The following is a 21,901-nucleotide window of genomic DNA, read 5'->3' on the forward strand; positions in this document are numbered from 1 at the left end:
CGAGGCGCTGTCAGCGGATATTTTGCCTCAGAGCCGCGTGAGCGTGCCAGACGACACGTTGAAAAACTGCGCCTCCCCTTCAAGCGCTTCGAAAAGCGCGCGATCGGTCCCGGTCATAAAAGCCTGTCCGCCAAGCTCATCGAGGATGCCAAATAGTGCCGCACGGCGACCGGTATCGAGATGCGCGGCAATTTCATCGAGCAGGAGTATGGGAGCCATGCCGGAAAGCTCTGCCGTCAGTCGCGCATGGGCAAGCACCAGACCGATCAGCAGTGCCTTTTGCTCGCCTGTGGAACAAAGCGCGGCTGGCATGGCTTTGGGTCTGTGCTGAACAATCAGATCGGTGCGATGCGGGCCATCGAGCGTGCGGCCTGCCGACCGGTCTCGCGCGCGGCCATCGCGCAGGGTACGGCGGAAATCTTCTTCGAGATCAAGTGCCGCCTCGACACTGATTCTCTGTTCCAGTGTCCCTTCCAGAAAGCAATCGGCTTTTGGAAAGGGCCCCTCGGCTGGCAGCCGTTCGATCATGGCCGCGATCAGGCGCATGGCTTCAGCACGGGCGGCGGCAATAGCCGTGCCCAGTTCCGCCATCTGGCTTTCAATCGCATCCAGCCATTGGTCGTCATTATTGCCGTCGTTCAGCAACCGGTTTCGGCTGCGCATCGCTTTTTCATAATCGAGCACGCGCTTGCCGTGAGCAGTATCGATGGCAAGCACCATGCGATCAAGAAAACGCCGGCGATCAGAAGCGCCTCCGGTGAAAAGCCCATCCATCGATGGCACGACCCAGAGGATGCGCGCGTAATCGAGCATATCATCGCCAGAGGCCGCAATACCGTTGATACGAACCTTGCGACCGCCATCGCCACCGCCTGTCGTGCCGGTCCCGATTTCAGCCTCTCCATAGATCATGCAGTCGAGTGCCGCATGAATGGCAAAACCGTCGAGCGAGTTGGTGCGTGCGACATCGTCATAGGCGGCGCGGCGCAGGCCGCGCCCCGGCGATAGAAAGGAAATCGCTTCGATGAGGTTGGTCTTGCCGGAACCATTTTCACCGGTCAGCACCACATGGCCGGGACCAAGCGGCAGCGACAATTCTGCATAGTTGCGGAAATTGACCAGCTTAAGCCGCCGGATCGAAACACGGTCCGGGCGGCTTTGATCAGGCTCAGACATATTCACGCTTGAGTACTTTAGACGCGCATCGGCATGAGAACGTACAGCACATCTTCATCGCCGGTATCGCGCACCAGCGTCGGCGAGCCGGCATCAGCCAGCATGAAGACGGCATCCGAACCCGAAAGCTGGCTGGTAATGTCCAGCAGATATTTGGAATTGAAGCCGATATCCAGCGGATCGGAATCATAATCTGCAGCCAGCTCATCGGTCGCGCTGCCCGAATCGGGATTGTTGACCGTCAGCGTTAGCTGGCCGTCGGCAATCGAAAGCTTGACCGCTCGGCCACGTTCGCTCGAAATGGTCGAGACGCGATCCACGGAGGCCGCAAATTCCTGGCGACCGATGGTGAGTTTCTTGTCGTTGCCGGAGGGAATCACGCGCTGGTAATCCGGGAAGGTGCCGTCGATCAGCTTCGAGGTGAGGACCACCGATCCAACGGTAAAGCGGATCTTGGCATCAGACAGTTCGACCGTGACGACCATATCCGGCACATCAACCAGTTTCTGCAGTTCGGCAACCGTCTTGCGCGGGATGATGATGCCCGGCATGCCTTCCGTGCCGGACGGCGCTTCCAGTTCGGCGCGTGCCAGGCGGTGACCGTCGGTCGCGACGGCGCGCAGCTTCAGGGCGCCGTCGCTTTCGATGGCGTGGAAGAAAATGCCGTTGAGGTAATAACGGGTTTCTTCCGTCGAGATCGCAAACTGCGTGCGGTCGATAAGACGCTTCAGCGCCTGAGCCTCGATCCGGAAGGAATGGGTGAAGGCGCCTGCGGTCAGCTCCGGGAAATCGGACTGCGGCAGGCACTGAAGACGGAAGGACGACTTGCCGGAAATGACCGACATGGAACCACCATCCGGATTGGTCGACAACATGACTTCAGCGCCATCCGGCAGCTTGCGGACGATGTCATAGAGAAGATGCGCCGGAACCGTCGTCGCGCCAGCCTGCTCCACCATGGCGGCAGTCGCTTCGTTGACCTCGAGATCAAGGTCGGTTGCCTTGAGTGCGAGGCTTGCGCCCTCAGCCTGCAAAAGCACGTTCGACAGAATCGGTATCGTGTTGCGACGCTCCACGACGCGGTGGACGTGGTTGAGAGATTTGAGAAGGTTCGATCGCTCTAGGGTAACACGCATGTTCAAACGCACTCGCTCGCTGGGACAGGGCAACTGCATCTGACGGGCAGGCAGGCGGCCCCTGTCGATAAGGCGCCAGAGGCGCCAGAAGGTCCGTTAAAGTGGCAGATTTTTAAGGAGAAAAGCAAGCCCGCGCCGTGTCGGAAAGCGACAGGGCCCGGGCTTTTTGTTGATAACCACCGTTGATAGCGGGGATGGTTTACCGATCAGGCAGCCTGATCGTTGATGAGGCGCTTCAGAAGCTCGAGTTCCTGCGCCAGTTTGGTGTCGGCTCCAACCAGATCCTCGATCTTGCGCACGGCATGAAGAACCGTGGTGTGATCGCGTCCGCCGAAGCGGCGGCCGATTTCCGGCAGGGAGCGCGGCGTCATCATCTTGGCGAGATACATCGCTACCTGACGCGGCTTGACGATGGTGCGCGTGCGGCGGTTGGACAGCAGATCCTGCTTCGAGACATTGTAATGACGTGCCACAATGCGCTGGATTTCCTCAATGCGGATACGCTTTGGCTCGCCAACGCGGGTCAGATGGCCCAGCAGTTCATCGACGCGATCAATGGAAATATTCGGCTCGAAAGACTGGCGGAACAGGAGCTGGTTGAAAGCGCCTTCCAGTTCGCGGCCCGATCCGGTGACGGTGCGGGCAACGTGAGAGAGAATCTCTTCGCTAATGGTAAGGCTCGAATCTTCTGCCTGTGCAGCAGCCAGACGGCGGCGCAGCATCTCGACCCGCATATCGTAGTCAGGAGCCGCCACCTCGAGCGCAACACCACCCTGAAGACGCGAACGAACGCGGACATCGAGCGATTCCAGTTCGGAAGGCGCGCGGTCGGCAGCAACCACGACCTGCTTGGCGCTGTCGAGCAGCGTGTTCAGGAGATGGCAGAACTCGTGCTGGATCGACTTGCCCTGCAGGAACTGCATGTCGTCAATGACGAGAAGGTCGATATCGCGTAGCTGTTCCTTGAAGGACAGCGCATTGTTGTCGCGGATTGCGGTTGCGAAGCGCCACATGAAATATTCAGCCGTCAGATAGACAACGCGAGCCTTTTCCTGACGCTGGAGCGCAGCGGCGGCAATTGCCTGCAGAAGGTGCGTCTTGCCGAGACCAACAGAAGCATGGATGAAAAGCGGATTGAAACGCACGGCGCTGGAACCGGCTTCCGCGATGGTGCGGGCTGCGGCAAGCGCCACGCGATTCGATGCGCCGTCGACAAAGCTGTCGAACGTATAGCGTGGGTCGAGCGGCGACCCCAGAACCGAGCCCGAAGCCGATTCTGCAACCACTGCAGAGCCGCGCTTTTCGCCGAAAGTCTGCCCGCCAAAAGACTGTCCAAGAGGAAACACCATCTTTTCGCGCGGAGCGATGGCGGGCTTGCTGTCTGCCGCATCGCAGGTTTCCACCGGAGCTGCACTGCGCACCACCCGGCTCACACCCCGAACGACAACTTCAACCTTGAGAATCTGGGCGTTTTCTTCCTGCCACAGTTCAGTCAGAAGTTCGGAATAATGATTGTTGATCCAGGAGCGCAAAAAAGCCGTCGGAACCGACAGGCGAACAATGCTCTTGGAGATGTCGTCAAGCTTCAGACGACCGAACCAACTGGAATAGATCTCGGTTCCGACGCGGGCTTTCAGCTTTGCCGTCAGGCGCTCGAAAACCTCGTCACCGGCATTGCCGCTCAACTCGACCAGGCTCTTGTCGTTTCCGGTAGCAGAAGATCCGCGGACGCGGTTCGCATGTGCATCATCACCCGTCGTTGCCGTCGATTTGCCGGTCATCATTGCCATCGTCTCGCCTGCCTTCACATTCGTACGCGCCCTTTTTCGGCGCTTGTCATTTTTTTCCTGTCCGAACTGCGGATTATTATCCGTCCTGTCCGACAGGTACTCACTCACAAAGCCCGGCTCTACAGCTCTGGGCCAAACACAAACTCAAACGGTCCCATCAGGACCAACACCCGGATACTCCTTCCCGGCGACCTTTTTACGACTCACAACACTTTTACCGGAGGCTGATTGCCCGGAACGAAATCCGCCACAACCATTCAATTGTCGGGGACATGCCTAAAACGGCATTCCGGTTAATGAACGGTAAGCAAACAACCATGAGGAACAGTACCTTACGACCAGAATATAACACCCGCGGGCCGTGACGCCCACGCCAACAAACTCTCTATTTGATGCTAACTCCGAGCCGGTGGCTCACCCCTCTTATGCCCTGACTTTAGCGAAGCCTCGCCGCAAAGGGCAAGCCTCAGAAAGCCACATTTTTTTGCTGAAAGCCCTTGCAGGGGGGCTTGGCAAATCGAGGGAATCGGATGCCAGCGAAATAACACCTTTGGATTCAATGCGTTTTCAGAGGGCAATTTTTAGGTGGTCCTGATATGTTCTGCCTGAAAATAAATTTAAAAATTTCCCTTGACTCAAACCCCCTTCCGAGTCCCTAAACCAGCCTGTGGATAACAGTGGATAAGAATCTACAACCTTTTGAAAACACTGGCTAAATCCGTGGGAACACGATTGACCGCCCTCCGAAATATTCCAGCTAGGCATTGAAATATCTCTACAATTCAAGGTGGAGTGAAAGAACACAAGTTCTCCGAAAATCGCTCAAAAAAGAAAACCCGGCTAACAATGAGCCGGGTTTCGAAACTGATCCATAAGAATGGATGAATGTTTAGGCGTTCAGAGCCTTAACGCGCTGGGCAAGGCGAGACACCTTACGCGAAGCGGTATTCTTGTGCATCACGCCCTTGGAAGCAGCGCGCATCAGTTCGGGCTCAGCAGCCTTGAAAGCGACTTCCGCAGCCTGCTTGTCGCCGCTCAGCAGAGCGTCTTCCAGCTTGCGCACGAAGGTGCGAACGCGCGAACGGCGGGACTTGTTGATTTCGGTGCGGGCAGCGATCTTGCGCACTGCCTTCTTGGCCGAAGGAGTATTGGCCATAAATGCCTCTCTTTTTTCTGTCAGCTAGCCAGGGGCATAAACCGCCGGGCACAAAACCTCTAGGGCAGCCGAGAAAATCCCTTGAAGATCCCTGGGGGCCGCCGATCCGTGGCGGGCTTATAGATCAGCTTTGGCGCGGCGTCAACGTGGATTCTGCCCCATGGCGCGATCAAAAACCCGCAAACCCGGCCCGAAAGCCTGCCAAAAGCAGCTTGGAGGCTTCCGGACAGCGGTCATCGGGGCGGCCTTTCGACCGCCAGCCGACCAATCAGCGATTCTTGAACGCTGGCGTACGCTTGTCGATGAAGGCTGCCATGCCTTCCTTCTGGTCTTCCGTCGCGAATAGCGAATGGAACTGGCGACGCTCGAAGCGAAGTCCTTCACTCAACGTCATTTCATAAGTACGGTTGACTGCTTCCTTGACCATCAGCACGGACGGGCGTGAGAAGGATGCGATGCGTTCGGCGGCCTTCAATGCCTCGTCCAGAAGCTCTTCCGGCGCGACAACCCGCGAGACGAGACCGCTGCGTTCTGCTTCCGCCGCGTCCATCATGCGCCCCGTCAGGCACATATCCATCGCCTTGGACTTGCCGACATAGCGCGTGAGACGCTGCGAGCCGCCCATGCCAGGCATCACGCCGAGCGTGATTTCCGGCTGGCCGAACTTGGCGTTGCTGCCCGCGATAATGAAATCGCACATCATGGCCAGCTCGCAGCCTCCGCCAAGTGCATAGCCGGAGACCGCTGCGATGATCGGCTTGCGAACCCGATCCACCTTCTGCCAGTCGGCGAACATATCCTGAAGATAGGCATCCACAAAATCGATCGGCTGCATTTCCTTGATATCCGCGCCAGCGGCAAAAGCCTTTTCGGAGCCCGTCAGGACGATTGCGCCGATCTTGCCATCCGTATCGAAAGCGCCGAGAGCTTCCGTCAGATCGTCGAGCACTTTGCGATTGAGGGCATTGAGCGCCTGCGGGCGGTTGAGGCGGATGAGGCCGACGCCGCCACGTGTCTCGACGATGATCGTTTCATAGGCCATGAATTTGAACTCCTCCTTCAACGGCAAGCTTATTGGCGGGCAAAGTGGACCGGCGCAGCTTCTTTTTCAAGGCCTCATTGCTGACAGGAAGCGCAGAAAAAAGTCGACCGCCCCGACTGAACTGCCCGTTCCACAATGCCGTTGCAGGCGGGATTTCTGCACGGTTCGCCCTCACGCCCGTAGACAGAAAAGGAATGCTGGAAATAACCGAGCGCGCCGTCTGCCTGAATATAGTCCTTGAGAGTCGAGCCGCCCGCAGCAATGGCATCAGCGATCACAGAGCGTATGTCGGAAGCCAGCCGCTCAACGGCTTCGGGATCCTGCGTGATGGACCCGGCGGCGCGCATGGGTGACAGGTGACTGCGCCAGAGCGCTTCACAGACGTAAATATTACCAAGACCGGCGATCAGCCGCTGATCGAGCAGAGCAGCTTTGAGCGGCGCTTTGCGCCCCGAGAAGAGTTCCGTCAGGACAGCGCCGGAAAGCAGATTGCCTGTCGGCTCGATGCCGAGGCTTGCCAGAAACGGATGACTGTCGAGCGTGCCTTCCTCGGCAAAGAGCATGAAGCCAAAGCGGCGTGGATCGTTGTAGACCACGCGGGCAGGAGCGCCATCGGCACGCAGAAGGTGAAACACCACATGATCATGCGCGCTCAGCTTGGAGCGCTCGTGATGAAACGCACCCGGTGTGCCGCCATCGTCATCCGTCTCGATGCGGAACGAACCCGACATGCCGAGATGGCTGATGACGGAAAGGCCGTCGTCAAGATGGATCGTCAGATATTTCGCACGGCGACCGAGTGCTGAAATGCGACGACCAGAAAGCCGTTCGACAAATCGATCGGGAAAAGGAAAACGCAGATCCGGGCGCCGCTGTTCGACTTGGCTGACGGTCGCCCCTTCCATGACGGGCTGCAGACCACGGCGAACCGTTTCGACCTCTGGCAATTCGGGCATTGAAAACTGATCCTGAACAAGTGCCGTATATCGGCTCTGCCCTTATATGTTCAGTTTTGCCCATAATGCCAAGATGTTCAGCATTTGGTGCAGGGAATTGTGTTGGTATAGCGCGGTGCCAGATAATAGGTTTCGCTCATCGGAATGCTGGTGGAAATCCATGCATTGAGCGGCTTGTAGTCAAGTTCGACATCGACTTTGATGAAGTACGCCCCTTCTCCCACGAGGCTTGAGGGAAGATCGCCGACAGTACCCTTTTTTACGACGAAGTCCGCGACATTGGCATAGGACCAGTCGACCTTCGGCATCAGATTGTTGGCGGTTGCCGTTCCTTCGATCCTGATTGCCGTGATCCTTATCTTCGGACTGCTCCGACCATAGGGCAGAAGGGACACGCGGCTGATATTGAACATATCGTTCAAGTCATCCGGCGTTACCGACAATTGTCGGGCGACCAAATCGGCAAGACTGCTCGCCGAGCGAGACACTTTCTTGTTCGTGTCCATCCCATCGGCAAGATCGACGGAGCCTAGATAAATCAGAAGCAAGAGCGGGACGATCAGGGCGAATTCAACCGCTCCCACCCCGCGCCGATCGTACCGAAATTTCCGAATATAGTTACGCATGACAATCGATCGCTCCAGAGCGCATTCCGAAAAGGGTAAAACGGTGTCCGGGTGCGCATCGGTTGTTTCAATTTGGGAAGGGCTCGTTCTGCCAGGTGAGGGTAGCAAAAAGCGGCATGGTGCCGCCTGCCGCATGTGGGCTCCCGATCAGATAGAGGATGTTCGTCAATACGGGCCAGGCATAAACCACGTTGAGCTGGTTGATCGTGGACGTCCCGCTCGTCCCGGTAAAGCCTGTCCGCGTCAGCTTGCCCTCGCCATCGAGAATCTGGTCCGTCGGAACCTTGTCGAAACCCTCATAGGTTCCCAGATTGAACGAAAGATTGGGGCAGTCTTGTGCAACCATGAACTGCATCTGCTGGCACAGTTCGGTGCGGAGAGTTTCTTCGCTGATCCCAGCCCCTCTGATCTGGCCTGTCTGCAATCTGCGCGCTACTGTCTCCGTCGCATTGGCTATGACCTGACGTGCCGCAAAACTCACGCCGACCTCGATCGTCGCAAAGACGATGATCAGGAACGGAACGATGAGCAGCGCGAACTCCACCGCCGCCACACCGGTTTGCGCACGAGCGAAACGGCGCAAGTTCACGCTCACACCTGCAAGGTGGCGCGCCAAAATCCCGGAAGTCATAACCCCACCCAATTCCACATGAATTCAGTTGGGCGTATCGTTACAACAGGACAACCTGAAAGAGTATTAACGGAAGCAGGAACTCACACATGATTATTGCTATTTGTCGTCAAAGCCGTTCTTCGTCGAGGCTTTTTCACAATAGGGTGTGCAGGAAAGCGTTTGTACTTCTGCCTGACGGTAAATCCGTGTCGTTCCGCGTGCATTGCGAGAAACCACCAGTTCCCGGTCGAGGATCGGTTCGCCCTGCTTGTCCATGACGACGATATTGGTTACGCCGAAATCCTTGCCGGTCAGAACGATGGTCTGCGCATCCTGAACAACCGCGTCGGCAATCGAGGGGTTCCCGATCACCACGCTGTCGGCAGGACGCGCCAGCCGCAGAATGCGGGCCTGACTTGTTTCAAGGGCAATATAGTCTTCCGCAGACGCCGGTGCGGCGACAAAGACGGCCATAAACGCAACGCCCATGGCAGATACCATGCCTAAGCCGCCCAAAGAAAACAAACGACGCGCCACGCGACATTCCCCGCTGATAGAACGGGGCCGCTGATATAATGAGCCCCACCAATATAATGAGCAAAGAATGAACGGGATTGGTGAAGGAAGAATTAAGTCACTACCCTTCCGTGCAGGCCGTATCCGCAATTCGCCAGACATTAACCAATCACGCAACGGTCGCGGCTTTCCAAGCCCCGAAACACTTCATTAACCCTGATTGTTAAGAGGGCCACAATTCCTCTCTCCTATGCTTGAGCGCATCCGAATTTAAAGCGCATTCTAAAAACCAGCGCGATCGGAACAGCGAGGAGCATGCGATGCCGACATTGATGACGCGTTTCATGAAGAACAGGGCCGGTTCGACAGCGATCGAATATGCGCTGATCGGCACGCTCGTCTCTATTGCGATCATCAGCGGCGTAGCGCTCGTGGCCGGAAATGTCGGCGAAAAATTCAGCGACACGGCCATACGGTTCGAACAGGCAACAAACCGCTAGTCACTATAGCGTAATTCCGTGCAAACGGTGCCAAATGGTGGGATGACAGGCGACGCGGGGGCATCGGCAATGACAGCAGCAGCCATGACGGCAATCTTCGCTCTGGCAATGGTGACCGCCATGATCACCGACCTGACCTCGATGACCATCCGCAACCGCGTTTCGATCGGACTGACACTCGGCTTTGTCCTGCTCGCCCCACTCCTGGGGCTTCCTCTTTCCGATTATGCCTGGCATCTCGGTGTCGGTGGTATCACGCTGATCATCACCTTTTCGCTCTTCTGCCTTCGCGCCATGGGCGGCGGCGACGCCAAGCTCATCGCGGCAACGGCCTTGTGGTTCGGCCCCACGATCAGCCTCCTGGATTATCTTGTGATGGTTTCGATCCTCGGCGGTATTCTTACGCTCACACTCATTCTCTACAGAATGATCCCACGCCCGCTCCTGGCCGATCGCTATTCCTTCATGGGAACGCTCGCCCGCAAGGATGTGGGCATTCCCTACGGTATTGCTCTCGGCGCTGCCGGTCTCTGGACGTTTCCGCTGTCGCCGGTTGGCGAATCGGTGAAGGCCTATTTGGCGGGAGCATTTTGAGCGAATTTATACGCAACGCTTACGTGTACTCCCAATCTTTCTTTATTCGAATAAGATTATATTAACCATAATTACACGATTGCCAGTGCAATTTTGGAACACGTCATCGTGACGTGGGGATTTGCGCGGGGCACATCATGAAATCAGCTCGACTGCTCATTTTAGGAGTGGCCGTTCTTGCGGCTGGTGGGGCTGGCTATATTGCCATGAACCTCGCCGCACCGCCGCCCGCACCCATTGTCGCCGCGCCTGAAACACCGCAGATGAAACTGGAAGACGTGCTCGTCGCCACCGAAAACCTTGGTGTCGGCGCAGAACTGACATCGCAGATGCGCTGGCAGCCCTGGCCTGTGGATGCAGTCAGCGACGGCTACATCACCCGCACAAGCGAACCCGACGCCATCAATCAGCTAAGCGGTGCAACCGTACGGCTGCAGTTCTTCACGGGCGAGCCGATCCGCAAGACCAAGCTCATCGGTCCGGGGCAGAGCTTCATGTCGTCGATCCTGCCGCCCGGCATGCGCGCCGTCGCGACGCAGATCAATGCCGAGAGTTCGGCTGGCGGTTTTATTCTTCCCAATGATTTTGTTGACGTCATCATGACCCGCCGCAAGCCGGACAATGGCGACAAATCACTGACACCCTTCACCACGGAAACCGTGTTGCAGAACGTGCGCGTTCTGGCCATCGATCAGGCCATTCAGGAAGACGAGCAGGGCCGCAAGGTCATGGTCGGCCAGACCGCGACCCTCGAAGTCACGCCGGAACAGGCCGAAATCATCACCGTCGCCCAACAGATGGCTGACCGTCTGACGCTGGCGCTTCGTTCGACACAGGACGTTGAGGACAAGGATATCAAGCAGGCTGATTATCTGGTTTCCTCGCCGACCCGCAGCGGGACGGTCAAGGTCATCAAGTCCGGCAGCGTTACAGAAATAGGACCGCGCTCATGAGAAAGATAAAACGCGTGCGCCCTTATTCGGCAAAAATCGCGCTGGTAGCCAGCGCGCTTGCCGCATTTTCACTGCCACTCTCGGATATGTCCGCCATGGCGGCGGCTGGTATCGTCAAGGTCGGAGGCCAGCAGCGTTCACAGACGATCAAGCTTGGCCTGAACAAGTCGGTGGTTCTCGATCTTCCGCAGGATGCCTATGACGTTCTCGTCTCCAACCCGACCATTGCCGATGCAGTGACGCGTACGTCGCGGCGCATCTATCTTTTCGGCAAACAGGTCGGGCAGACCAATATTTTCGTTTTCGGTCCGAATGGCGAGCAAGTCGCATCCATCGATGTCGAAATCGAGCGTGATGTGAGCGGACTTTCCGCCCAGCTCAAGCGTCTCATTCCCGGTTCCGAAATTCGCGTCGAATTGATCAACGACAATGTGGTACTGACCGGAACCGTGCAGACCCCGCAAGATTCGGCGCAGGCCGCAAAGCTCGCCGGTCTTTTCGTAACCGGTGGCGAAGCGACGACGGGGCAATACTCGACCACGGCTTCGGCTCCAACCGATGGCGGGGGCGTCGCCATCAACAACCCGGACTGGGGACGTCGTCAAAGCGCCATTGTCAACATGCTCACTATTGTTGGCGAAGATCAGGTGACATTGAAAGTCACCGTCGCCGAGGTCAGCCGTTCGGTCATGAAGCAGCTTGGCGTCAATATGAGCGGCGGTGGCGTTTCGAATGGTATCTCCTATGGCGGAATTTCCGAGAGTATTGCCGGAGCCATTGGCAACAACCTGTCCGATACCGGGTTCGGCCTCGCGACGAGCAACTTTTCCGCCTATCTGCGGGCGATGGAATCAGCCGGCGTGATGAAGACGCTCGCCGAGCCGACGCTGACCGCGATCTCAGGCGAAAAAGCGGCTTTCAATGTCGGAGGTGAGTATAACGTCATCAACAGCGTGAAATATGATGACGACGGGAAGCGCACCAATGAGCTGGCCAAGATCAACTACGGGATCGGTCTCGAATTCATGCCGACCGTGCTGGGACCGGGACGCATCAGCCTGAAAATCAGAACCTCCGTCTCCGAACCGACGACGGAAGGCGCAGGCACGACCAACAAGATGGATGGCGTCGGCGCAAGCATTCTGTCGCTGCGCAAGCGTGTGGCTGACACGACGGTCGAACTCCCGTCCGGTGGTTCCATGATGATCGGCGGCCTGATCCGCGATGAAGTGCGCCAGTCTGTTTCAGGCTTTCCGGGCCTCACCAAGATTCCAGTTCTCGGCGCGCTGTTCCGCAGCAAGGATTTCATCCGCAATGAATCCGAACTGGTGGTGATCGTGACGCCTTATCTGGCGCGTCCCGTAGCCCGCCAGCAGCTTGCGCGACCTGACGACAATCTCAACCCGGCCAGCGATGGCGCAGGATACATCCTTGGCAAGGTCAATCGCGTTTACGGCACGATGGAAACCAAACTGCCGCCCGGTCGCTACAACGGCGTCGTCGGTTATATCTACAAGTGAGCGGGGACAGATCATGACCTATTCAGTCAGAGGCTTTTGCAGGATTTCCGCCCGACCAGCGCTCCTCGCCTTGTCGGTGGCCCTTCTCGCGGGCTGCGCGAATCGCCAGCACGTCACCGTCGGTGCCCTGCCGGATGATTATCGCACCAATCACCCCATCACGATTGCCGAACGGGAACAGGTCACCGATATTCCGGTCGCGCAGACCGACCAGAAGCTCAGCCCGATGCAGCGCGGCATCATTCAGGGAGCCATCGCCAATTATCGGCGCGGCGGCTCCGGCATGCTCTATGTTCTGGTGCCATCAGGTGCATCCAATCAGGCTGCGGCCTACCGGCTGAGCACCGAGGTGTCTACCGTGTTGCGGCACGGCGGCATCAAGGCGAACAATATTGCCATTGAGAATTATCCGGTTGAAAGCCCGGATGCGGCAGCGCCCATCCGCATCAGCTATTACGCGATGACGGCGGGTACGACACCGTGCGGACGCTGGCCAGACGATCTCGCCAGCACACCTGAAAACAAGCACTACGCCAATTTCGGCTGCGCCTCGCAGAATAATCTTGCCGCACAGGTTGCCAATCCGGCCGATCTTCTTGGGCCGCGGGCTATGTCGCCCATCGATTCGGATCGCACGACGGAACGTCTCAATGGCGATCAGGGCTATGTGAAAATGTCGCCGGCACAAACGAGAAACTGGCGCGAACCTCGCAGTGAACAGGCCAATTATTAAGAGGGCGCCATGAGCAACTTCGCGTTCGAACCGGCGGAAGAAGAACAGGGCATCGAGACGGGCCGCGCGCCGATCATGCTTGAAAATGTGCGCCCCATTCCGCGCATTTCGATCCAAGCGTTTTGCGTCAACGAAAGCGTTGCCATCCCGATTGAGCGCGCAGGCGGTGACCGGCGCATGGCAAAGACGCATCTCAAGGTTATGATGGGTGGTGTTGCGGCTGCAATCGAGTTTTATCAGACCGCCTCCACGCCCAATCTGATCATCGTCGAATCGTCCTCCGAGCCTAATGTGCTGCTTGAAGAACTGCAGCAATTGTCGGAGGTATGTGATCCCGGATCGAAAGTCATGGTCATCGGCCATTCCAACGAGGTCTGGCTTTATCGCGAACTGCTGCGCCGGGGCGTTTCGGAATATATCGTGGCGCCGGTCGCGCTCGCAGACATTCTGGCCATCGTTTCCTCGATCTTTCTCGATCCCGGCGCGGAGCCGCTGGGGCGTTCCATCGCTTTTATCGGCGCAAAAGGCGGTGTCGGCGCTTCGACCATCGCACACAATGTCGCCTGGTCGATTTCGGATCTGTTCCGGCACGACGTCGTGCTTGCAGATATGGATCTGCCTTTCGGCACGGCGAATATCAATTTCGATCAGGACCCGACGCTCGGCATCGCCGACGCCGTCTTCTCGCCGGAACGGATTGACGAGGTTTATCTCGACCGGCTGCTTGTTCAGTATGGCGACCATCTGTCGATCCTCGCTGCCCCTTCCAGCCTGGAGCGCACGTTCGATTTCGGCGAGGACGCCTTTGCCGAGCTGATCGATGTTGCACAGCGCAATTCTCCGCTGATCGTGCTGGACGTGGCACATGGCTGGAGCGGCTGGACCCGTACCACATTGATGCGTGCCGACGAAGTGGTGATTGTCGCCACGCCCGATCTCGCCAATCTGCGCAACACGAAGAACCTTCTCGACACACTGGCACAACTGCGCCCGAACGATGTGAAGCCGCATCTCGTCCTGAATCAGATGGGTATGCCCAAACGACCGGAAATCGCGCTCGCCGATTTTTCCGAGCCGCTCGGCATCGATCCCATCGCAACCATCGACTTCGACCCGCAACTTTTCGGCAACGCAGCCAACAATGGCCGGATGATCGCCGAAACCAATCCAGAAAGCCCGGTTGCGGGAGCCATCAGCCATATTGCGCATGTTGTGACCGGCAGGGCCGATGTGCAGCCCCGCAAGAAGACCGGCATTTCGAGCCTTCTCGGCAAGTTTGCACGCAAGACCAAGTAACGGCAGGAAATCATGTTCGGCAGAAGAGGCAACGATACGGGAAACAAGCCGGAAAGCGGAATGCGACCGGCTGCGCCGAAACCTGCCATTTCGGCTGCAATATCCGCTCCGGCCCAGCCGGCAGTCCAACCATCCCGTATGCAGGCCGCCGTCCCGACGACACAGGCCCGATCTCCCGCCCAGCCAGGTACACAGGGCCGCGAAAAGACCGAAAGTTACTACGACACCAAATCGCAGGTCTTCTCGGCACTGATCGACACAATCGACCTGTCGCAGCTTTCCCGCATGGCGCCGGACGCCGCGCGTGAGGAAATCCGCGATATCGTCAACGACATCATCGCCATCAAGAACTTCGTCATGTCGATTGCCGAGCAGGAGGAACTGCTCGATGATATCTGCAACGACGTTCTGGGCTACGGCCCGCTGGAACCGCTTCTTTCCCGCGACGACATTGCCGACATCATGGTCAACGGTTCGCGCCGGACCTATATCGAAGTGGACGGCCTGCTGCAGGAAACAGGTATCCGTTTCCGTGATAACCAACAGCTTCTGAACATCTGCCAGCGTATCGTGAGTCAGGTCGGGCGCCGCGTCGACGAATCGAGCCCAATCTGCGATGCCCGTCTGCCAGACGGCTCTCGCGTCAACGTTATCGCGCCGCCGTTGTCGCTCGATGGCCCAACCCTGACCATCCGTAAATTCCGCAAGGATAAACTGACGCTCGACCAGTTGGTGCGATTCGGCGCTATATCGAATGCCGGAGCGGAGCTGCTGCAGATCATCAGCCGTGTGCGCTGCAATGTGATTATTTCGGGCGGCACCGGTTCAGGCAAGACGACGCTTCTCAACTGCCTGACCCGCTATATCGACACGCACGAACGCATCATCACCTGCGAAGACTCGGCTGAACTGCAATTGCAGCAGCCGCATGTGGTGCGTCTGGAAACCCGCCCGCCCAATCTGGAAGGCGAAGGCGAAGTCACCATGCGCGATCTGGTGAAGAACTGCCTGCGCATGCGTCCCGAACGCATCATCGTCGGCGAAGTGCGCGGCCCCGAGGTTTTCGACCTCTTGCAGGCCATGAACACAGGCCATGACGGTTCAATGGGGACAATCCATTCCAACAGCCCGCGTGAATGCCTCAATCGTATGGAAGCCATGATCGCCATGGGCGGCTATGTGCTGCCGCAAAAAACCGTGCGTGAGATCATCGTCGGCTCGGTCGATATCATTATTCAGGCCGCACGCCTGCGCGACGGCACACGCCGTATCACGCACATTACCGAAGTGGTGGGACTGGAAGGCGACGTCATCATCACCCAGGATCTGGTTCTGTACGATATCAAGGGTGAAGACGCTTCCGGCCGCATTCTCGGCAGTCATAGCTCGACCGGCATCGGACGTCCTGCCTTCTGGGAACGCGCCCGCTATTACAATGAGGACAGCCGCCTTGCTTCCGTGCTCGACAGCATGGAAAGGACAAATGCATGACCGGTTCCGGCGCCAGCATTTTGATGTTCATCGTACTTGCCGTCATCGCCTGCGCGGCTTTGTTCTATGCGCTTTTCTATGAAAAGCTCGGCAAGAAGGATCACGCGGCACGGCGCTTCGAAACCGTGCGCAACAGCGGTTCCGAACGGGCGATAACACGCAGCGAGCGCGACAGAAACGCCGACATATTGAAGCGCCGCAGACAGTTGCAGGACAACATCAAGGATCTGGAAGCGCGGCAGAAGCAACGCGAGAAGAACCAGAAATATCCGCCGCTGCGCATTCTTCTGGCACAGGCGGGCTTAAATCTGACCTTGCAGAAATTCTACACCTATTCCGGTGTGGCCGCGTTTCTCACAACATTCATCGCGCTGATCTTTGGCGCGCCGCTGCTTTTCCTGCCGGGCATCGCCATTGCCGGTTTCTTCGGCCTGCCGCGCTGGTTCGTGCTGCAGAAACGCAAGCGACGGCTGAAGAAGTTCCTCGAAGAATTTCCCAACGCACTTGATGTCATCGTACGCGCAACCCGCGCCGGGCTTCCGCTTAATGACGGTCTGAGGCTCATTGCGAGCGAGGCGGTGGAGCCGGTCAAAGGCGAGTTCAAGAAGGTTGTCGAAGCACAGCAGATCGGACTTTCGATCCCCGAAGCGGTTGGTAAAATGCCTGATTCCATGCCGTGCCCGGAAACCAACTTCTTCGCCATCGTCATCCAGATTCAATCCCAGGCAGGTGGTAATCTTTCCGAAGCGCTCAACAACCTTTCGAAGGTTTTGCGCGATCGAAAGAAGATGAAAGCCAAGGTCAACGCGCTATCCATGGAAGCCAAGGCTTCTGCCGCGATCATCGGCACCCTGCCCTTCATCGTTACGTTTCTCGTCTACCTGACCAGCCCGCAATACATGACGCTGCTCTTCACCTCTTCGACCGGCCATATGCTTCTGGGCATTGCAGCCGTTTTGATGCTGACCGGCATCTTCATTATGAAGAACATGATCAACTTCGATATGTGAGGCACCGGACATGTTTTCTCTCCTCACACAAAAACTGACCGACCCGCAGTTTCTAATCGGCGCTTTGATTACCATTGCGGTTTTTGCAACCGTGGTGACGATCCTCATGCCGGTTCTGAGCGGCAGTGCGCTCAAGTCGCGGATGAAATCGGTTGCTACCGAACGTGAAGCCATTCGCTCGCGTGAGCGTGCCCGCCTTGCTGCGGAAAGCGACCGTCGCAACAGCCTGCGCCATCAGCAAAAGCAGGGCATCCGCGAATTCGTCGAAAAACTTGACCTCAAGCGTGCGCTTGCCGATGAAAAGACGATTGCTTCGCTCAGGCAGGCAGGCTTCCGGGGGCAGAACCCGCTCAACATCTTTCTGTTCCTGCGCTTTGTGCTGCCTTTCGGCACGATGATAGTCGCCGCCATCTACATTTTCGTGCTCGGTGTCCTTGCCGATCAAACCTTCTTCGTTCGCCTGCTTGTCTGCATTTTCGCAGGCTATGCCGGCTTCTATGCACCCAATCTCTATGTTTCGAACAGGGCGACCAAGCGCAAGCAATCCATCCGCCGCGCATGGCCGGATGCGCTCGATCTGATGTTGATCTGCGTCGAATCAGGCATGTCCACGGAAGCTGCGTTTCGCCGGGTGGCCGATGAAATCGGCATTCAGTCCGTGGAGCTTGCCGAAGAATTGATGCTGACCAATGCCGAGCTTTCATTCCTGCCGGAACGCCGCCAGGCTTATGACAATCTCGCCAATCGCACGGGTCTGGAGCCGGTGAAATCCGTAACGCAGGCGCTTATTCAAGCGGAGCGTTACGGCACACCGGTCGCACAGGCGCTGCGCACGCTTTCTCAGGAAAGCCGCGATCTGCGCTTGCTGGAAGCCGAAAAGAAGGCTGCGGCCTTGCCGCCGAAACTCACCGTGCCGATGATCGTGTTCTTCCTGCCCGTGCTCTTTATCGTTATCCTCGGCCCGGCCTTCATCCAGATTTCGGCGCAGGGCGGATTGTTCGGCGGCAACTAAGCGCGATCTGATCGAAGAAATCAGCCCTTCGGCTTGTCCTTGAGCATGTTCCAGGAATTCTGCTGCGCCAGCATGGAGCGGAGATAATCCGTATTGGCCTTGGCCTGCTGCGGAGAAATCTCGCGCGCGGCAATCGCTTCGGCTTCCTGAAAACGCCCCTGCAGGCCGACTGAAAGGGCTAGGTTCTGACGCACACGACTGTCCGCACCGGGCGCGGCTGCAGCCTGCTTGAAATAGGTTTCCGCCGTTCGCGCATCACCGGCCAGAAGATAAGACATCCCCATATTGGAGATGATGGACGGTTCATTCGGCTGAAGCTGCAACGCCTTCTGATAAGTCGCGCGCGCTTCTTCCTTCCGGCCCATCTGGTCGAGAATGGCACCTTCTGCAGAAACCAGTTTCCAATCGGGATAGGCCGGGTTCTGTGCACGGCGAACGGCATCAAGCGCGCCGTCGAACTGGCCAGCGCCTGCAAGCGCCTTGCCATAAGCCGCAAGAACGGTCTGATCCTTCGGATGGACGATAGCGAGCGCCCGCATCACAGCCAGCGCCTGATCGTTGCGGCCAAGGCGAGCCAGCACGTTGGCATAGTTGAGCGCTGTCTGCCGATCCTTCGGATTGCGTTCATATTGCGCGCCGAGCCGCCCGGCCATGGCTGCAAGCTGGGCGTCGTTCATGTGATCGAAAGTGGCGACGGTTGCCGCGCGCCGCACTGAACCGGTCGTGGTCCGGTCAACCGATGTGCAGCCGGAAAGTATAAGTACCGAAAGAATGCAGACGAAGCCGAGACGTGGTGCGATAGCGTCTTTTCGAACGATGTTCAGCATCCCGCCTCTCCTGCTAAAGCGTGTCGCGCATCCAACATGCTTTAGTCACCCTCAAGCCCAATTCCTGTTAAATCAATAATCTGTTAACCCTAATGATTGGTTAATAAAGCGATTGCGGTTTCTGTTTCCGCACGGCAATAATCGCGCTATCTGTCTGTTTTAGCGCGCATCTTATCCGAAAACCGTTTCACACTTTTCGGGATGCGCTATCTGTTTGTTTTTATAAACTTCCGACAAAACCCCAGCGCTTTTGCCGGACATCGCTTACTGGTCAGAAAGAGCATCATGTCTGTCGAACTTCTTTCCCGAAAATCCGAACAAAGCCGCCCGATCTGGTTTACGCCGAAAGGCGGATTGGAAGCCTCCAGCCTTCCCGCCGATGCAATTGCATGGGCCAAGGCCAATGGCTTTGACGGCGAAGCTGGTCGTGTCCTCGTCGTTCCCGGTGCTGGTGGATCGGTGTCGGGTGCACTTTTTGGAACAGGGGATGAGGAAAAGGGCAGTCAGTCACAACTTCTGGCCGGAAAGCTTGCGCGCGGTCTTCCGGACGGAGACTGGCATCTTGACGGTGCGATCGATGACGCGGCGCTTGCAGTTCTGGGCTTCTTGATGGGGGGCTATAGTTTTACGCGCTATCGCAAGGCAAACGGCAAGGTTATCCGCCTTGCCTTGCCGGATGGCGTGGATGAGGCCGAAATCAGCCGCATTGCCGATGCGGTCAAACTGGTGCGCGATCTCATCAACACACCGACCAACGATATGGGGCCGGATGCTCTCGAAAATGCCGCTCGCGAACTGGCGAAGAGATACAAGGCCGACATTGCCGTCACCGAAGGCGATGCGCTTCTGGAGAAGAATTTTCCGATGATCCATGCGGTCGGTCGAGCTGGTGCTATTGCGCCACGCCTGATCGATCTTAGTTGGGGCAAGGCAAGCGATCCGAAAATCACGCTGGTCGGCAAGGGTGTCTGCTTCGATACCGGCGGTCTCGACATCAAACCGGCAAGCGGCATGCTTCTGATGAAGAAGGACATGGGCGGAGCTGCCAATGTGCTGGGCCTCGCCTCCATGATCATGGATGCGCAATTGCCGGTGCGGCTGCGCGTGTTGATCCCGGCAGTGGAGAATTCGATTGCCGGAAATGCCTTCCGTCCGAGTGACGTGCTGCAAAGCCGCAAGGGGCTGACCGTCGAAATCGGCAATACCGATGCGGAAGGCCGTCTGGTTCTTGCCGACGCGCTTGCGCTCGCCGATGAAGAAGAGCCTGCACTCCTGATCGACATGGCAACGCTGACGGGGGCTGCGCGTGTTGCGCTTGGCCCCGACCTGCCGCCATTCTATACGCATGATGACGGACTTGCCGCTTCGATTGCGCAAAGCGCGGATGTGACGGCAGACCCGCTATGGCGGATGCCGCTCTGGAAGCCCTATGCGCAAAAGCTGTCCTCGCGGATCGCCGACATCAACAATGTCACCACCGATGGCTTTGCCGGATCGGTGACGGCAGCTCTCTTCCTCGATAAATTTGTCGAAAAGGCTCGAGCATGGGTGCATTTCGACATTTTCGGCTGGGTGCCGGTCGAAAAACCCGCCTCGCCAGTCGGCGGAGAGGCGCAAGCCATTCGCGCACTTTACCAGCTTTTGAAGGAACGATACCCCGCGCGATGAATTCGCTTGCCTGAAACGCCGAAAGCGGATTGAATAAAACGGTTCCGAAACAATCCCCGTTTTGGTGGAACCGGATGCCAATTGAGCTGAAGCCGTTGCAGGCGCTGACATTGCTGAGAACCCTGTCGCTGGAACAGGTGCGTGACGAGATGCCCGATCTCACGACGCGACAGGCAGCCATTCTCCTGACCATCTATCTGGAGCCCCCGCCGCATACTGTGCGGGGACTTGCAGCAAAACTGAACGTCACCAAGCCGGTGATTACCCGCGCGCTCGACACGATGGGCGCGCTTGAGCTCGTCTCCCGGCATCGTGATGAAAAAGACCGGCGAAATGTGCTAATGAAGAGGACTGTCGCCGGTGCACTTTATGTTGAAAGACTGGGTGATCTGGTGATCGCCAAAGCCAGGGAGTTACCACTTTGACCATGCTCGACCGCCGCCTCAACGCCTATCGCCCCGATCTCGCCGATGAACGGCTGACCGGTCAGGTGGAAGCGGCGCGTTTCACCGCCGGAACACCGATGCAGGTTTCTGCGTCCGTTGTCGATCTGCGCTCCGAACCGCGTATGGATAGCGGACCGCAGACACAGATGATCTTTGGCGATCACGTCCGCGTCTTCGAGGAGATGGACGGTTGGTCGTGGGTGCAGGCAGAACGCGACGGCTATACGGGTTACGTCTCCTCTGCGGCGCTGGAACAGCCCGCTGGAATCGAAACACATCTGGTCATCGTGCCACGCACCTTCGTTTATCCCGGCGCTGATCTTCGCTTTCCCCATACCAAGGCGCTATCGCTCGGTTCACGCGTGCGTATCGTTGGCGCGGCAGAAACGCGGGGCACGAAATACGCACTTCTGGAAAGCGGCGAGGCGCTGATCGCCAGCCACCTTGCGCCAGTCAGTGAACATGCCGCGGACTATGTGTCCGTCGCAGAAACCCTTCTTCACACGCCTTATCTGTGGGGCGGCACGTCGGGCTTCGGCATCGATTGCTCCGGCCTCGTGCAACTTTCCATGTGGGTGGCAGGCCGCGAGGTTCTGCGCGATTCGGACATGCAGCAGAATACGCTTGGCGAAATCGTCGAACCCGATGCGTCCTATTCGAACCTGAAGCGCGGTGATCTCGTCTTCTGGAAGGGCCATGTCGCCATCTGCGCCTCCCCCGACATGCTGATCCATGCGAGCGGTCATACGATGACGGTCACACTGGAACCGCTTCAGGATGCAATCAAGCGAATTGCCTATCTCTATGATCTGCCGACGCTTATCCGCAGACCCTGAAAAT

Annotated in this window: 22 protein-coding genes; 12 read left to right on the forward strand and 10 right to left on the reverse strand. The window is 57.6% G+C overall.

The annotated features are described in order from the left end of the window. Window positions 1-27: 27 nt before the first annotated feature. From recF to ACYSN1_RS07085, 9 genes are all read right to left on the reverse strand, one after another. Complete coding sequence (gene recF, locus ACYSN1_RS07045; RefSeq protein ID WP_461724987.1) at window positions 28-1,176, reverse strand: DNA replication/repair protein RecF; 1,149 nt, start codon at window positions 1,174-1,176, stop codon at window positions 28-30. 17 nt (window positions 1,177-1,193) lie between these two features. Further along, on the reverse strand, window positions 1,194-2,312 hold the full coding sequence (dnaN, locus tag ACYSN1_RS07050) for a DNA polymerase III subunit beta (protein WP_140020644.1): 1,119 nt from the start codon (window positions 2,310-2,312) through the stop codon (window positions 1,194-1,196). A 206-nt stretch (window positions 2,313-2,518) separates the two neighbouring features. Then, the gene (gene dnaA, locus ACYSN1_RS07055) at window positions 2,519-4,096 is read right to left on the reverse strand and encodes a chromosomal replication initiator protein DnaA (protein ID WP_461725293.1); all 1,578 of its coding nucleotides are present in this window, start codon (window positions 4,094-4,096) and stop codon (window positions 2,519-2,521) included. 895 nt (window positions 4,097-4,991) lie between these two features. Next, window positions 4,992-5,258 carry a 30S ribosomal protein S20 gene (gene rpsT, locus ACYSN1_RS07060; protein WP_010657809.1) on the reverse strand — a complete coding sequence of 89 codons (267 nt, stop codon included), beginning with the start codon at window positions 5,256-5,258 and terminating at the stop codon, window positions 4,992-4,994. Between the two features lie 268 nt (window positions 5,259-5,526). Next, window positions 5,527-6,300: an enoyl-CoA hydratase gene (locus ACYSN1_RS07065; protein ID WP_461724988.1), complete on the reverse strand. Its 774-nt coding sequence runs from the start codon at window positions 6,298-6,300 to the stop codon at window positions 5,527-5,529. A gap of 74 nt (window positions 6,301-6,374) precedes the next feature. Beyond that, window positions 6,375-7,256 carry a bifunctional DNA-formamidopyrimidine glycosylase/DNA-(apurinic or apyrimidinic site) lyase gene (gene mutM, locus ACYSN1_RS07070; RefSeq protein WP_461724989.1) on the reverse strand — a complete coding sequence of 294 codons (882 nt, stop codon included), beginning with the start codon at window positions 7,254-7,256 and terminating at the stop codon, window positions 6,375-6,377. A gap of 77 nt (window positions 7,257-7,333) precedes the next feature. Next, on the reverse strand, window positions 7,334-7,882 hold the full coding sequence (locus ACYSN1_RS07075) for a TadE/TadG family type IV pilus assembly protein (RefSeq protein WP_461724990.1): 549 nt from the start codon (window positions 7,880-7,882) through the stop codon (window positions 7,334-7,336). A 67-nt stretch (window positions 7,883-7,949) separates the two neighbouring features. After that, window positions 7,950-8,513, reverse strand: a complete 564-nt coding sequence (locus tag ACYSN1_RS07080) for a TadE/TadG family type IV pilus assembly protein (protein ID WP_461724991.1) — start codon at window positions 8,511-8,513, stop codon at window positions 7,950-7,952. Between the two features lie 99 nt (window positions 8,514-8,612). Then, window positions 8,613-8,996 carry a pilus assembly protein N-terminal domain-containing protein gene (locus ACYSN1_RS07085; RefSeq protein WP_461724992.1) on the reverse strand — a complete coding sequence of 128 codons (384 nt, stop codon included), beginning with the start codon at window positions 8,994-8,996 and terminating at the stop codon, window positions 8,613-8,615. A gap of 335 nt (window positions 8,997-9,331) precedes the next feature. Between ACYSN1_RS07085 and ACYSN1_RS07090 the strand changes: the two genes are divergently transcribed. From ACYSN1_RS07090 to ACYSN1_RS07130, 9 genes are all read left to right on the forward strand, one after another. Continuing rightward, entirely contained in the window at window positions 9,332-9,511 is a 180-nt protein-coding gene (locus ACYSN1_RS07090) for a Flp family type IVb pilin (protein ID WP_461724993.1), read from the forward strand. A 69-nt stretch (window positions 9,512-9,580) separates the two neighbouring features. Beyond that, entirely contained in the window at window positions 9,581-10,105 is a 525-nt protein-coding gene (locus ACYSN1_RS07095; protein WP_461724994.1) for an A24 family peptidase, read from the forward strand. Between the two features lie 137 nt (window positions 10,106-10,242). Beyond that, a complete protein-coding gene (gene cpaB / locus ACYSN1_RS07100) occupies window positions 10,243-11,058 on the forward strand; it encodes a Flp pilus assembly protein CpaB (RefSeq protein ID WP_461724995.1) in 816 nt (271 codons plus the stop codon). Beyond that, window positions 11,055-12,578 (forward strand): type II and III secretion system protein family protein, encoded by a 1,524-nt coding sequence (locus ACYSN1_RS07105; RefSeq protein WP_461724996.1) that lies wholly within the window; start codon window positions 11,055-11,057, stop codon window positions 12,576-12,578. The genes cpaB and ACYSN1_RS07105 overlap by 4 nt, the downstream gene beginning before the upstream one ends. Before the next feature lie 13 nt (window positions 12,579-12,591). Then, window positions 12,592-13,311, forward strand: coding sequence for a CpaD family pilus assembly protein (locus tag ACYSN1_RS07110; protein WP_461724997.1), 720 nt, complete (start codon window positions 12,592-12,594; stop codon window positions 13,309-13,311). A gap of 9 nt (window positions 13,312-13,320) precedes the next feature. Further along, on the forward strand, window positions 13,321-14,607 hold the full coding sequence (locus ACYSN1_RS07115; RefSeq protein WP_461724998.1) for an AAA family ATPase: 1,287 nt from the start codon (window positions 13,321-13,323) through the stop codon (window positions 14,605-14,607). A gap of 12 nt (window positions 14,608-14,619) precedes the next feature. Next, entirely contained in the window at window positions 14,620-16,098 is a 1,479-nt protein-coding gene (locus tag ACYSN1_RS07120) for a CpaF family protein (RefSeq protein WP_461724999.1), read from the forward strand. Further along, window positions 16,095-17,108: a type II secretion system F family protein gene (locus ACYSN1_RS07125; RefSeq protein ID WP_461725000.1), complete on the forward strand. Its 1,014-nt coding sequence runs from the start codon at window positions 16,095-16,097 to the stop codon at window positions 17,106-17,108. Before ACYSN1_RS07120 ends, ACYSN1_RS07125 begins: the two co-directional genes overlap by 4 nt. Before the next feature lie 10 nt (window positions 17,109-17,118). Further along, entirely contained in the window at window positions 17,119-18,120 is a 1,002-nt protein-coding gene (locus ACYSN1_RS07130; RefSeq protein ID WP_461725001.1) for a type II secretion system F family protein, read from the forward strand. Between the two features lie 20 nt (window positions 18,121-18,140). Here the strand turns inward: ACYSN1_RS07130 and ACYSN1_RS07135 are convergent, their stop codons facing one another. After that, a complete protein-coding gene (locus ACYSN1_RS07135) occupies window positions 18,141-18,947 on the reverse strand; it encodes a tetratricopeptide repeat protein (protein ID WP_461725002.1) in 807 nt (268 codons plus the stop codon). Between the two features lie 285 nt (window positions 18,948-19,232). Between ACYSN1_RS07135 and ACYSN1_RS07140 the strand changes: the two genes are divergently transcribed. From ACYSN1_RS07140 to ACYSN1_RS07150, 3 genes are all read left to right on the forward strand, one after another. Further along, window positions 19,233-20,615, forward strand: coding sequence for a leucyl aminopeptidase family protein (locus ACYSN1_RS07140; protein ID WP_461725003.1), 1,383 nt, complete (start codon window positions 19,233-19,235; stop codon window positions 20,613-20,615). Between the two features lie 74 nt (window positions 20,616-20,689). Beyond that, entirely contained in the window at window positions 20,690-21,040 is a 351-nt protein-coding gene (locus ACYSN1_RS07145) for a MarR family winged helix-turn-helix transcriptional regulator (RefSeq protein ID WP_461725004.1), read from the forward strand. A 2-nt stretch (window positions 21,041-21,042) separates the two neighbouring features. Continuing rightward, entirely contained in the window at window positions 21,043-21,897 is an 855-nt protein-coding gene (locus ACYSN1_RS07150) for a C40 family peptidase (RefSeq protein WP_461725294.1), read from the forward strand. Window positions 21,898-21,901 lie beyond the last annotated feature (4 nt).

It is taken from the genome of Brucella sp. LJL56 (assembly GCF_054871705.1).

Bases quoted from the DNA above. Each gene is read 5' to 3' on its own strand.
- recF (WP_461724987.1), bottom strand. From the start codon at position 1,176: ATGTCTGAGCCTGATCAAAGCCGCCCGGACCGTGTTTCGATCCGGCGG.
- dnaN (WP_140020644.1), bottom strand. From the start codon at position 2,312: ATGCGTGTTACCCTAGAGCGATCGAACCTTCTCAAATCTCTCAACCAC.
- dnaA (WP_461725293.1), bottom strand. From the start codon at position 4,096: ATGATGACCGGCAAATCGACGGCAACGACGGGTGATGATGCACATGCG.
- rpsT (WP_010657809.1), bottom strand. From the start codon at position 5,258: ATGGCCAATACTCCTTCGGCCAAGAAGGCAGTGCGCAAGATCGCTGCC.
- ACYSN1_RS07065 (WP_461724988.1), bottom strand. From the start codon at position 6,300: ATGGCCTATGAAACGATCATCGTCGAGACACGTGGCGGCGTCGGCCTC.
- mutM (WP_461724989.1), bottom strand. From the start codon at position 7,256: ATGCCCGAATTGCCAGAGGTCGAAACGGTTCGCCGTGGTCTGCAGCCC.
- ACYSN1_RS07075 (WP_461724990.1), bottom strand. From the start codon at position 7,882: ATGCGTAACTATATTCGGAAATTTCGGTACGATCGGCGCGGGGTGGGA.
- ACYSN1_RS07080 (WP_461724991.1), bottom strand. From the start codon at position 8,513: ATGACTTCCGGGATTTTGGCGCGCCACCTTGCAGGTGTGAGCGTGAAC.
- ACYSN1_RS07085 (WP_461724992.1), bottom strand. From the start codon at position 8,996: ATGGTATCTGCCATGGGCGTTGCGTTTATGGCCGTCTTTGTCGCCGCA.
- ACYSN1_RS07090 (WP_461724993.1), top strand. From the start codon at position 9,332: ATGCCGACATTGATGACGCGTTTCATGAAGAACAGGGCCGGTTCGACA.
- ACYSN1_RS07095 (WP_461724994.1), top strand. From the start codon at position 9,581: ATGACAGCAGCAGCCATGACGGCAATCTTCGCTCTGGCAATGGTGACC.
- cpaB (WP_461724995.1), top strand. From the start codon at position 10,243: ATGAAATCAGCTCGACTGCTCATTTTAGGAGTGGCCGTTCTTGCGGCT.
- ACYSN1_RS07105 (WP_461724996.1), top strand. From the start codon at position 11,055: ATGAGAAAGATAAAACGCGTGCGCCCTTATTCGGCAAAAATCGCGCTG.
- ACYSN1_RS07110 (WP_461724997.1), top strand. From the start codon at position 12,592: ATGACCTATTCAGTCAGAGGCTTTTGCAGGATTTCCGCCCGACCAGCG.
- ACYSN1_RS07115 (WP_461724998.1), top strand. From the start codon at position 13,321: ATGAGCAACTTCGCGTTCGAACCGGCGGAAGAAGAACAGGGCATCGAG.
- ACYSN1_RS07120 (WP_461724999.1), top strand. From the start codon at position 14,620: ATGTTCGGCAGAAGAGGCAACGATACGGGAAACAAGCCGGAAAGCGGA.
- ACYSN1_RS07125 (WP_461725000.1), top strand. From the start codon at position 16,095: ATGACCGGTTCCGGCGCCAGCATTTTGATGTTCATCGTACTTGCCGTC.
- ACYSN1_RS07130 (WP_461725001.1), top strand. From the start codon at position 17,119: ATGTTTTCTCTCCTCACACAAAAACTGACCGACCCGCAGTTTCTAATC.
- ACYSN1_RS07135 (WP_461725002.1), bottom strand. From the start codon at position 18,947: ATGCTGAACATCGTTCGAAAAGACGCTATCGCACCACGTCTCGGCTTC.
- ACYSN1_RS07140 (WP_461725003.1), top strand. From the start codon at position 19,233: ATGTCTGTCGAACTTCTTTCCCGAAAATCCGAACAAAGCCGCCCGATC.
- ACYSN1_RS07145 (WP_461725004.1), top strand. From the start codon at position 20,690: ATGCCAATTGAGCTGAAGCCGTTGCAGGCGCTGACATTGCTGAGAACC.
- ACYSN1_RS07150 (WP_461725294.1), top strand. From the start codon at position 21,043: ATGCTCGACCGCCGCCTCAACGCCTATCGCCCCGATCTCGCCGATGAA.